This is a genomic window from Lysinibacillus sp. FSL M8-0337 (genome assembly GCF_038593855.1).
Lineage (GTDB): Bacteria > Bacillota > Bacilli > Bacillales_A > Planococcaceae > Lysinibacillus > Lysinibacillus sphaericus_D.
The window spans coordinates 2,393,369-2,405,848 of record NZ_CP151996.1; the positions used below are offsets into that span (position 1 = coordinate 2,393,369).

A 12,480-nucleotide genomic window follows, 5' to 3' on the forward strand; every position below is an offset into this window, starting at 1 on the left:
TTAAGAAAATAAAAAGGGAGTACATTTTTATGTAACCCCCTTTGTCCGCTTCAGTTTTTAATAATACGGACAATTCTGCATCGGATTTGCTGATTTTCTTCATCGATGCTATTAATTCGAATGAGTACTTTATCCCCTTTGTTCACATGTTGGAATTTCAAGTGACTTGCTAACGAATCCACACCGTCTTCTAGATTGACGAAAATACCAAAATCACGCACACCTGAAACTTTCCCCACATACTCACCATTTCGTTTGTATCGATCTTTGGCTGTTTCCCATGGATTCTTTTGTAATGCTTTAGCGCTGACAGTGACTTTTAGATTTTCTTCATCAATCTCCATGACTTTGACTTTTAAATGATCACCTACTTTGACATACTCTGTTAAATCATCAATCCATCCATACCTCATTTCTGTTAAAGGAATACGAACCTCAATCCCTCCAATATCAGCACGCACTAAAGTTGGGCTAACATTGCGTACTACGGCAAGTATTTCATCATTTACGTTAATTCTTCGGAGCGTGATAGCGGCCATTTCTTTTAATGCATCTATACGTGAAGCCATAAAAATCCGTTTATCATCTTCCTCCACATACTCCAATACTTTAAAAACGGATGGTTTACCTGTCATAGCTCGTAATTGGCGGAGGTTTTCTACCCCTGTAAATTCAATTGGAATATAGCCTCGAATATGCCCTACGCATACAACTGCACATTCTTTCCCTCCTACTTGTTCAATCCCTGTAATATCTGCCTGTAATACTTTATCGTTTTGTTTGGCACTGACAACTGTTTTCCAATCCTTGTCATAGCCTTCTTCCTTTTGCATTTTAGAAGGATCAAAGCCTTCAATTAATACACTGTTTAATTCTTCAATAGCCATATATTTTCTCTCCTTTTTTAATTATTTCTTCTTTTCCTAACTCAGTATTAAGCAAGCTATAAACATTACATATAATAGTGTTTAATGCATTCACCATCCCACCTTTTAATTTGATGTAAATAACATATAATTTCCGTCAAAAATCACTCCCTTCAAAGAAATGAGAATCATTCAAAATGAATAAATACTTTTTTAAAAAAGCAATTTTATACACATAACGAGTAACTTATTGACAAAAAAAATCAGCCTTTTCTTTCCTTATGTTTAGTCCCAAAAATTATCTTTTGAGTTTAAATTAATTTCTTGATTGGATTCTGGATATTTTATTTTTTCTTGTGACCCTTTATTAATTGATTTATTTTGATTTTTTTCATACAGCTTCTTGATTTCTGTTTGTAAAAATCCTTCTTTGCCATCTAACTGCTTGCTTTGTTCTTTTGTTAATACACTAGTGAGATTGTCTTTCCTTATTTCAGTTGCTATACATTTCCCATCGCCACCATTCATCTGTGTGGATACATTAGTTTTAAATGGACGATTATTTACGTTCAAAGGATCTTGACCAGATTTTTGATTCATTAAATTGTTGCTTTCAATGCTTTGCACATTCAAATTTTGCGTATGGATGCTTTCTTCTTGTTTATCAACACAACTCGTTTCCTTTTTTCTTCTTTTCCTTCCGTCTATTAGCATACTTAATATAGGTATACTACTCAGAAGCGGTCCCATTTTCAAAGTAGTTTTATCGTTCCTTTGCTCCCATTCTCTTTCTTCTTTCCAATCTCTACGTACAAATTGTCCTTTTGCAATTGCCGGTTTTTGTGGATGTCCATCCTGTAACAATTTGTGAACAAAATGAAATCGAGGTAAACCATCCATTAAGTCCGTTGCATCGAAGCGGTATTCTTCAATTTCTGTATCTCGATAAGAATCTGGGAAAAGATTTGGCAATAGTATGCTATTTTTATAAGTGCTTTGTCTCATCAAGATTTTATCTTTACCAAATTCCTCTGCAAAATCCTTCGCATCTTCGCTCTTAATGCCTCCAAACACTACTAAATTGCGACATCCTCCAAGGATTGCTCGTTTCATTGCTTTTGCACTGATTTTCCCGGATTCTAATTCTAATTGACCTAAAGACTGTGTCGCAAATATACCCGCTACGCGATATTCAGCAGCTAAGTTTAAAAATATCTCAACATCTGGGTTTATATACCGCGAATATTCATCTACGATTAAAAAATGAGGAATGCGAGTAAATTCCGTTCCTGGCCGTCTAAAGGCACCGTTTTGTAAATGCATAATTAAAAACTGACCAAATGCATCTCCAGAGGTACGCAACATACCCAGAGCCGTATTAACAGCTAAGACCCCACCTTTTGCATAATGTTCATCGATATTGAAACTACTCTTACCTGTCATGATTTGACGCAGGGCATCATTCGATACAACATTTTCTAGTTGTGCTCTTAATCCAATGACAAATTGACGATATTTATCTTTCATGCTTCCTAGTAGCTCTGATTCAAAGAAATGCACTAAATCCGTCATACCATCCCGAGCCTTTAATTCAGCCACTTTCGCAGCAAGGACACGTTCATCGCGTAACGTATTCATGACATCGACAATATCAATGTTATCCCCGTGTAGCTCTTTTAATAGTTTCGTAACGTTGCGTGCTGATAATTCTTGCACCGTTGCAAAAAAGGCATCCTGCTTACCGAATAGTCCCTTTAGTACAATAACGGTAGCTTCAGCAACAGCGTTGATTTCACCTTCCATCGGGTTAAACTGTGCCGTATTTGACATCATAGGATCAATATGCGTACATGGAATCCCCATTTCAAAACACATTTCATTTACCATTGCTGCTACATCACCTTTTGGTTCGATAACAGATAACCCGAGTGGAACACCTTTAGCCTTTAGCACTAATAATTGATAGATTAAGGGTTTTAATATGGTAGCCGTTTTTCCACATCGAGTAGGTCCAACAACTAACATATGGGTAAACATGTCACTCCCACCCCATCTAACAGGTATGCTCAAATAAAAATCACTCCTTTAGAAATAAATTCTATTTTCTTAATTTTTCTGGAGACGTCTTTTCTTCATCATCTGCACCTGTATCATTTATGGCTTTATTAGTAGGAATCTGTAGTCTCTCTTTATACCAAATCGGTAATTTTCCTTTAGGTAAACAAATGAAAACAGTTATAACAGCGCTGACTAGACTAATCAATACTGAAATTATCACATCCAAAAGAGAAGATTGTGCAACTGGCATGACAAAAAACTGCATGATTGTAAATGAACCTGCAATTACTTTATAAAACAACATGTTATGACCATTTGGATTATCCTTTTTTAGCTCGACAATACTTAATCCCCAAATCGACAAAACTAAGAGAAGCGGACCAATATACATCATAAATTCTCTATTTCCTCCCTTCCTTATTTCTTCTCACAATTTCCATAGCCAGATAATTGGTTCAATTGATAGTATCCATGCCATCCATTTCTCTTGTTTAAGAAAAAGAAGATAGCCAGTGCTAATCCATAATAAGAAGAGGCCAAATAAAACCATTCCTAACTTTTTTGTTTGGCCGATTCTCACAGTTCTCTCTCCTTTCGTTAGTTTCTTAACTCTGTATTCTCATAGTTTTGAAGCGGGCTTTCTAGCGAATTCTAAGGTTCAGCTTGTATTTCAGATTCTTCAACCTCTGTGATTGGCGCTTCTTCTTGACGATCAGCTTGATTGAAAAATTTAAAATAAATGAATGTACCCAACACGAAAAAAAAAGAACAAAAAAAGAACAGTTTTCATAAATAATAAACTGTTCTTTACTCTTTTATTGTAAAAACATAACCTACTATATACATTGTTTTTATTTATTATCATCACTTTCCTCCGCTTCACCTAGAACTATATAAATTTCATTTAGTTTCTTCTGATTTTTTCGTCTCTTCCATTTTTCTATAACGGTTTCATTTGGTTGTTCTTTTATCCGTTGGTTACCTCGCTTTTTTTTATACGATATTTCCGCTCTCATCACAACATAGTTTAAATAAAGTGTAAGAACCAAAAGTATTACCATCGCTAGTTTCATTAGAAACGTAGCACTAATCAATTTATCAAATGTCCAATTGTAATAAATAAAGCTTGATATCACTAATACCCCGTATATTGTTGTAGTTACTGTGACTAATCGATCTATCTTCCGCTTCTTCTCTTGGGTTAGATACCGAATAATTATATGAACTATCAATGTACCAATCCCTAATACTATAAACCATACGGGTGTGGGAATAAAATTACCTTCCCACATTAGCACGATTCCATAGGCACTTGCTCCAAAACTGATTAATGCTACTATTATTTGTGACATTTAATCATCCCCATACACCTCCGATTGATAACGTATTGAAACACCTTTGTCTCTCAAAGCGGATTCCACCCGTAAATGTGAAACTAAAGAACTTAATCATATTATGTTATTTCATACCGGCTTGAACTTATACGACTAAAGCTTCTTATTCATTTGACAAACCCAAAGAGTAAAACACAATATATAAAACTCAAATACAAATTCAATGACTAAAAATAAACTGAAATGCAAATTCAATATTTACACTTTTTCTATTTTTTGCTATATTAATTATTAGTTTTACTCAATTAAATCCTAGGAGGCTTATTTATGGCAATCTATAAAGCAACTCTAAAATTTGCAACACCAAATCAAGCAGGTCAAAGTTTAGATTTTGAATCTGCTTCAGTTTTAAAAGAAATTCACACATATTTTAAAGATCATAACGAGAAACAATCAAAGACTTTAAAGATTCTTGAAGTTAAAGAACATTCTTTGACAGTAATAATGAGTGCAGGTAATGTCTATGGAGATGGTCGTGATTTTACAGCGCTAAGTAACATTTTAAGAAACAATGGTTGGTTAAAATTCAGTAGCACCAATAATTTATTAACTGCATCTTCCTTCGAAAAAGTTGAGGATGTTGATTTTAGTAAACGTCCTTTGCTTCCTAAAGAATACAACTATATTTGGACACAAGATTTTAATAAACTTATTACAGACCAACATGCAATAGACTTATTAAAATCATTATTTATCTTAGCAGCAGAAGATCAACAATATTTGACTTCAAAAGCATCAAAACAAAAATATGAAAATTGTCTATATCGTGTTAAAGAAGCTTTATTTGATGCATTTCATTAAGGAAGCTGTTGGATTTTCGTAGAATCAAAGAGATCAAAATAATATTATTTTTGCAACACCAGAAACCATTAAATCATATTAAACTCCAAGAGCTGATTAAATTATTTAATCAACTCTTATTTTTTCCTAATTTTCAATTCCCCTTTCAAATCTTTTCAGCATCACAGCCGCTCAGCATTCGAAAATATTCATTAAAGCTTTGCACAGACACTATTAGTTCAAATAAAAGTAGTCTATGAAATTAGACTACTTTTATTTGATGATTTGTTTTATCTTGAGTACAAATAATCAAATGATATCACCTCGATCTAACGCCCTTCTTCTTAGTGATTGAAGCTGTTTTAAAAATTGAATGATCTCTTTCCCTACTACTAAATATTCGATATGATGATAATTTCTTAATACTTCTTCATGTAGTCCCTTCATTGTATGAATGACATAGACTAACACCTTCCTTCCATCTTTTTTATATTCTTCTTTTTTATATTGCTGCAGCTCAAACACTTTCTTTAAATCGTTATCCACTAAGTTAACAAAATATTTTTCTTCCCCTTTATGCGTAACAAGACAATCCAATCCGGGATACTTTGGATTTATCTCTGTTTTTTCAAAACGTCTTTTGAAGGACATTTCGTTTTCAGGAATTGCACATGCAAATCTCAATAAATCCTCTTCCATTTCTAGCTGCCTTAAATAATATTTGCCAAAAGTATAAGGGAATATTTTCAAACTTCTTACTCTGGCGATGAGCTCCTTATTATCTTCACGAGTGAATGTTTGAACTATGTCGGTAAATCCCTGTTCTCCTTTTTTGAAAATCATGTAATCGACAAGAGCTGTGCTATGCTCATATATACTCGTGTAGTTTTTTATTTCCCTTATCATCTTCTCTAAATTTTTTTCACTAACACTGTGCATGTACGTATAGATTCCATACTCTTTACTGCCTGTATAAATGTTTTGCAGCGTGCCTTGTATGTTGTCACTTCGATTCATATGGAAGCGGGATTTTATCTCTCGACTATCGCTTAGCACCCATCCATACGGCTCTAGGTCAATCATTAAATCATTAGTAGCTAATAAAAATGGGACTAGGTTTTCTGCCACTTCTAACTGGTGTATTTTCTTTTCCGCTTGCAAGCCTTTCGTTCTTAGCAAAGCGAGTCCTTCCCTCGTAATGCGATGATACTTCCCTTGACTCCTCTGACCTGATCTATATCTGATGATTGGGTGACTGCTAATAAAGCCACTTATTCTTAATAGGCGAAGTTTCCGATACGTATATGCTTTAGTCATTCCATATCTTTTTTGGATTTGATCCGTACTCATTGCGCGGTACTCATATAACCCCACCAAAATATCAACGTCTAGTGGTTGAATTTTTTTAATCCCTGCCTTATTAGAACGTTCTGCCTGTTCCAACAACCTCCCCCTCCTAACTAAACTTGATAAAAGAACCCATGTGCAAAAGAAGGCTGTTTCGTTACGTCATATACTCATGAAATCGTACATGACTAACAAAACTATTGTCGATTTTGACTTTTTCCCATATACCAATTTGTTTGTACAAAGATTGTTAAATGGGCTTTTCGCATATTAAAATGTGTATAATTTAATGAAAACTACCATGTACAAATTAAGGTATTTTTAATTGCTTTATTTTGTACATAGAAAGCTCTAAACGTTTATTTAAATTTCATGTACAAATTAATTGAAATACCATGTACAAATTAAGATAAATTACTTAAAAAAACTCCCCTATTTCTTCTCTCATTTTTAGCTCAGATGTTACCTCTTTCGTTTCTTCATTGTCCATTTTTTCATTCACTTCCTTCCAACTAATCACATTTTCAAACTTGTCCCTGTTATGAAGTGTTAAATCATTTTTGTGTATGAAGAATTGCTGTAAGTATTGCTCTTCTAGTAAATAGACATTTACATACGGTGCACACTCTTTATTGATAAAGCCTTCTTCTAAAATTGATAAATTTTTAAAGTTATCATCATCAATTAAACCCGTATGTCGAATTGCATCAATTAAATATTTTCTATTTCGATTGTCCAAGTCTCGAATAATGCCATTTTGGAATATGTGTTGAATAATAAGGACAGCTTTTTTAAAATGGAAATTTATTTCGGTAAATTCATACATACTTAATGTCACTTGATAGTAGTATTCACGTACAAGTGCAAGGTACTTCTTATCCGTTTCTTTATACAAAGGCATTGCTCCCTCATATCTAAACTGGAAAACTGGATATCCATCAATGATAAGGGGCTGGTAGAATTGGTGGGCATCATTGAAAATTATTTTGGAAGAATACATTTCATTATCTACCTTGTCCATTAACAGACTAACTCTCAACCATTCTAAGTGATGCAATGTATCCTCCATTACATGTTCCATATCATCACCCTTTCCCTAGAAGATAAGACGTATTTATGCTTTAAGATACCTATTATATTGGTACTTAACTTAATTCTTGTCTGACGCAAAAAGAAGCCGTTTTTACTATTATTTGTGGATTTAAGACGTTTGTTAAAAGAAACATCACTAAATCACTGCTATAGCAACATTTTAAGGACTAAATAACGTCTAACGTATCTATTTTCAATCGTCAGACGCTCATTAAAAATACTATTATCGTATCTATGTTTTGATTGTTATTTACGTCATCACGACATCTTTCAAACTATGAATAGCTAACAACTACAAAAAATTAAAAGCTTTCGATTTTATTAACAAGCCAATTGCCATTTGATTTAATTAAACTAACATAATATATTTTGCTTTGATTATTTACTACGGCCTCTCCGTTCATTACTTTCCATTCTGCAAAAATAGAAAATCGCATGTCATCTTCAGTTTCAAGTTGGGTAGGAAACATCTCTATACTAGTTATCTTTCTCGTTAGAATATCTTCAAATGCAGCACTATCAAATACATTATTTATATAGAAATCTTCCGTAGCTATATTCAACCATTCTGACTCATTATCTTGATCCAGTATCCATAAACCAATTGCCATACCAGCCGCTTCTTTTGCTTGATTCACTTGGTCAATACCATATTTCTCTTTAAACTCATTTTCAAAATCAGGTTCTGTTGGTCCTCCGATTCGTGTCTCTTTCTTTTCTTCGTATGTTTTTTCAAGCATGACTATATCAGATTCATCAATAGGTTGTTGATTACGAACAAGACCTTCATTTTTTTTCGTCCTAACCTCATTATTTTGTTGTAGGTTACTATGGTTATCCGATTTAAAATTAACTAATAATAGAAAACCTATTCCGATAAACACTAATGAGGTTACCGCGATAATAATTGAACTTTTTCTCATACATCATCACCTTTCCTTAATTAGAAAAATTGCCAACGCGACCGTATCCTACAATTCTTGATCCCCAATAAGCATCAAATGGATTTGAATACTCAACTCCCGAATCATTTGCATTAAACATTTGGTCATTTCCAACATACATTCCTACATGTGTTACGGGAGCATAACTAGCCGTCTTAAAAAAGATTAAATCGCCTGGTTGTAAATCACTTCTTGTTATCGGTGTACTTGCTTTATATTGTTCATAAGATGTTCTAGGCAACGTAATGCCTGCCATTCTGTATCCCCACTGCATGAGTCCAGAACAATCAAAACCAGTAGATGGGGAATAACCTCCCCACACATATCCCCAGCCCTGATACTTCAACATTTCGTTAAGAATAATTTGAAACGCTTCATTCCCTAACATCTCCACTTCCGCTTCACAATTTAGTGTTAGACCACCTAAATCTGCAGTAATTTTAGTTACATTAGGCACCCAATGACTGTTTAGATTATTAGGGTCATTACTAGCCCCAATCGGCGCATAAACTGCTCCTAATTTTTCAATCGTATTGAGTCCATCTTTAATAATTCGATTGTGTAACGTTTTGCCCATCGCACGCAAACCTTCTTCTATAGTATTAAAAAGATATAATTGTTTACTTCCTGTCGCTGGGTTCATTAAACCACCAGGATTATTATTATTTACGACAGCATTTGAAGTCCCATAACCAGTTTCATGCAGAGCAATAGCAGCCATTAACACTGGATCAATACCAAATTCATTTGCTATTGAAATAAAGGTGTCGTCCATTCTTCTAAAAACTCCAGCATTTGATAACACGCTACTAAAGGCAGCCATGTCAACTTGTCCTTCTGCTCTGCAGAAAGTACCAAAAGCATTTTTATTTGCGTCATTGTCATCTGTAATCAATACAAATGAAAGTATTCCTAAGATGACAGTAAAGAACAAAACGATAGGTAAGCATCCTATCCCTAATAATGCTGAGCCTATGAATAGCCCTTTGCTTTTACTCTCCTTTGTTAAGTTTTGTTCATTCACAAAGCCCTGACCTCCTCTAAAAATAAGAAAACAAAAACGTGACGGTAAAACCGCCACGTCAAAAGCTCTATTCATTTTCCTTGTTTTCATTTTCAACTATATTCATTTCTTTTTTCTCTTCTTCCCATGCCTTTTGAGCTTCAGTATAGATGTTCTTCCTATGGGTATCGCGTACTCGATAAGAAGGTTTATTTAATGGACTGTTTTCAATAGACGAACTGTTCATCGAACTGCTTTCCATTGTTGTATTTTCTAATGAATTACTCTCCATTATTGGTTTATGATTTGTCTTTTCATTAGCAGATTTAATAAATGGTTCAGTTGGTAATGGACTATTGTCAAAATTAGTATTTGGTTGTATTGGCGTTAGCTTGGTTGGTTCTTCAAAGGTACTATTTGAATTAAAGTTTGGATAATCTTGATTTGCATAGTGCGATACGTCGCTAGAATTCCTGTGAGGTTTAGTATTAACATGACTTGGTTGAATAGTTGAAGTGTTGATTGGAGTACTTGTTGAATGAGTAGTATGATTAGTTGTTTCAAATGGTTGAATGTTTTGTACTATGTCGTTTTTAAATATTTTTCTGTTTTGATTATGAATATCCTCATTACTTCTTTCATTGATTATGCCTTGTGTAAATGCTTTAGCAAAATCCTTATTCAATGTACCGTTGTGATATTGTTGTTCTAATTTGTTGTACTGTTGTTCCATTTCTTGCATCGATACATTATGCAAACCTTTATTTTCTAACGATTGTACAATGTTAGTCACCATTTCATGCGAACTAACATCTAAACCTTTATTGTGGAACAAACGCATAGCATTTTCAGATGTGATAGAGTGCTTATTTTGTTTCATTTCTTCTTGTTTTTCATCGTCCAGTTTGGCTGTACTAAACGAATTATTATGATTTTTCGTTTGTTCTTTCGTTTGATCAAACTGTTTCCCTATATCTTTAGACGAATCATGGTGCAAATCTTCCGTAGATACATTGTTATTTTTAAGTGTCTTTAATTGTTCTTGCATCTTATCAGTAGCACGCTTATCTTTAATACCGCTAACAAAATCAGTAGCAAAATCTTTTTCTAAATCTGATGACTTTACTTTTTCTGAAAGGTCATCGAATTGATTATTTAATTCATCCTCCGTAACATCTGTCATATTATTTTCCTCAAATTGTGAAATGGTATCATCTACTGTTTCTTCGTCAAATCCTTTATTCTTTAGGAAATCCATTATTGTTTGTTTATTCGTCGCATCCATCGTATTAGCACTTTGCTTTTTAGAGTGAGCTCTAAATTGAGCGTACTTGGCATTTGATGCTGCTGTACTTGCAATATCTCCTACTCCTGCATCACCAGTAAATACCTTGCCTGTTGTGTTCCCAATGGATGCACCCATTATAGCACCTTGTGGACCCGCTACTGTTGCACCTACAGCTGCACCAGCCAAAGTTGTTGTAGTGTGAGCCATTTTCTTTATAAAGCTTGGACTGCCTGCATTTGCTCTTAATCCTGAAAGTATTTGAGAACCTGACATAAAGATATCTTTAATTCTCTTTCTTAACATGAAGATTGTAATAAAGAGAATAAACTCTAGTATCCCAATTCCTACATAACTTACAATGTCGTTTGTGCGATTAAAATCTAGTTCATATAATAATTGAGAAAGAATTAACACAAAGAGTGTAAAGAAAGAGAAAAACACTTTTAATGCTAATGGCACAATTAATTCAATAAAATACCTTTTGGTTACACCACTAAAACCCGGTATCACGCCCACTAATAAAGCAAAAGGAGCGATTGCTGCAATGATTAAAAACCAAAATTGTAACATGACTAACAAGATAGATAACAGGTAAACCGGTATTGAAACTAATCCATTTATGATTAAATAAAATGGTGTAAAGGCAACTTTGTCTGTAACGGAACTGTTTAGCATTAACGTATTCCCTTGCCCCACTACTTCGTTTACTAGGACATAATTATAACGATCTTCCCCTGGTCGCATTTGCATTAATGTAGCAATTCTATTTGAACCTATTTCATCAACACTGTGCTGTCCATATTGTAAATATAGATAGGGTCTATCTACAAACATAGACCATAGCGTATCTTTCATTTTTGCTAATGTAGGTGCAGATTCATTTACTAATTGGCTAGAAGGAGACGCTACAATGTATGACGAAATCTCTTCTGAAAATCCATTAGCCGTCTTTAAAAACGTGCTGTAATTCGAGAATAAGAGAAATGAAATGGTTAACAACAAGACTGTTTTAAATATTGTCCCTATTGACGCAATAAATGCGCGTTTCACGACATACACATATAAGGTATAAACGGCTGTAATAATGACGACGATTTGCATTAAATTTCCGAATATTCCGCCACCTATAAGCCCCCCTGATTGAATGCCTGTAATACTCGGCATTAACTTACTTAATGCATCGATTAGATTGTCAATCACCTTGAAGTCATAGCCGAACTCCAAACAAATGATCATCACTTTTGTCATGAACACGTTAAATTGAAACAGTATGTTGACCATTGCGTTTAGCGCATAATGAAATTTATCGGTAATTTTTCCTCCTACATCTGTCCATCCAAATAGCGCATCTTTAATCTCTTCAAATATGCCATTCTCTTCTAGCTTTTTAGCATCTTGGTCGCTTACACTATCAATTTCATAGTACTTTGAAGGCAGCTTAAAATCTCCATACTGATCTGTCATAAATGCTTCACTAAGTTTTGTATTTTTTTCTGCAGGTGGGTCATTGTCAGCAAGAACTATTATGGTTGAACTGCTTAATAAGAGCGTGACAAGTATAAGCACTAAATAGATGGGTTTCAATAAAGTTACTTTATTTTTCTTCAATCTGATGGCATGCAAATATCCCCTGTCGGAAGCTCACAAGGGATAGGTCATACCGTCCCCTCCTTTCCACTTGAGGTTCGGTTCTTATCTAATATTTTTT

At 34.1% G+C, this 12,480-nt stretch carries 11 protein-coding genes; 1 reads left to right on the forward strand and 10 read right to left on the reverse strand.

Features of this window, described 5'->3' with window-relative positions:
- Nucleotides 1-50 precede the first annotated feature (50 nt).
- From MKY08_RS11345 to MKY08_RS11365, 5 genes are all read right to left on the reverse strand, one after another.
- Complete coding sequence (locus MKY08_RS11345; protein ID WP_069512466.1) at nt 51-887, reverse strand: S1 RNA-binding domain-containing protein; 837 nt, start codon at nt 885-887, stop codon at nt 51-53.
- A gap of 264 nt (nt 888-1,151) precedes the next feature.
- Complete coding sequence (locus MKY08_RS11350) at nt 1,152-2,903, reverse strand: type IV secretory system conjugative DNA transfer family protein (RefSeq protein WP_229386752.1); 1,752 nt, start codon at nt 2,901-2,903, stop codon at nt 1,152-1,154.
- Nucleotides 2,904-2,964: 61 nt separating this feature from the next.
- A complete protein-coding gene (locus tag MKY08_RS11355) occupies nt 2,965-3,318 on the reverse strand; it encodes a hypothetical protein (RefSeq protein ID WP_069512465.1) in 354 nt (117 codons plus the stop codon).
- A gap of 33 nt (nt 3,319-3,351) precedes the next feature.
- Nucleotides 3,352-3,504 (reverse strand): hypothetical protein, encoded by a 153-nt coding sequence (locus tag MKY08_RS11360; protein WP_176723204.1) that lies wholly within the window; start codon nt 3,502-3,504, stop codon nt 3,352-3,354.
- A gap of 271 nt (nt 3,505-3,775) precedes the next feature.
- On the reverse strand, nt 3,776-4,276 hold the full coding sequence (locus tag MKY08_RS11365) for a hypothetical protein (RefSeq protein ID WP_069512464.1): 501 nt from the start codon (nt 4,274-4,276) through the stop codon (nt 3,776-3,778).
- 309 nt (nt 4,277-4,585) lie between these two features.
- Between MKY08_RS11365 and MKY08_RS11370 the strand changes: the two genes are divergently transcribed.
- Nucleotides 4,586-5,119, forward strand: a complete 534-nt coding sequence (locus MKY08_RS11370; protein WP_069512463.1) for a hypothetical protein — start codon at nt 4,586-4,588, stop codon at nt 5,117-5,119.
- A 288-nt stretch (nt 5,120-5,407) separates the two neighbouring features.
- Here the strand turns inward: MKY08_RS11370 and MKY08_RS11375 are convergent, their stop codons facing one another.
- The 5 genes from MKY08_RS11375 to MKY08_RS11395 form a co-directional block, all read right to left on the reverse strand.
- Complete coding sequence (locus tag MKY08_RS11375; RefSeq protein ID WP_069512462.1) at nt 5,408-6,541, reverse strand: replication-relaxation family protein; 1,134 nt, start codon at nt 6,539-6,541, stop codon at nt 5,408-5,410.
- A 322-nt stretch (nt 6,542-6,863) separates the two neighbouring features.
- Complete coding sequence (locus MKY08_RS11380; RefSeq protein ID WP_069512461.1) at nt 6,864-7,526, reverse strand: hypothetical protein; 663 nt, start codon at nt 7,524-7,526, stop codon at nt 6,864-6,866.
- A 313-nt stretch (nt 7,527-7,839) separates the two neighbouring features.
- On the reverse strand, nt 7,840-8,460 hold the full coding sequence (locus tag MKY08_RS11385; RefSeq protein ID WP_069512460.1) for a hypothetical protein: 621 nt from the start codon (nt 8,458-8,460) through the stop codon (nt 7,840-7,842).
- Nucleotides 8,461-8,476: 16 nt separating this feature from the next.
- Nucleotides 8,477-9,505 carry an NlpC/P60 family protein gene (locus MKY08_RS11390; RefSeq protein ID WP_229386754.1) on the reverse strand — a complete coding sequence of 343 codons (1,029 nt, stop codon included), beginning with the start codon at nt 9,503-9,505 and terminating at the stop codon, nt 8,477-8,479.
- A 67-nt stretch (nt 9,506-9,572) separates the two neighbouring features.
- Entirely contained in the window at nt 9,573-12,380 is a 2,808-nt protein-coding gene (locus MKY08_RS11395) for a hypothetical protein (protein ID WP_069512459.1), read from the reverse strand.
- Between the last annotated feature and the right edge of the window lie 100 nt (nt 12,381-12,480).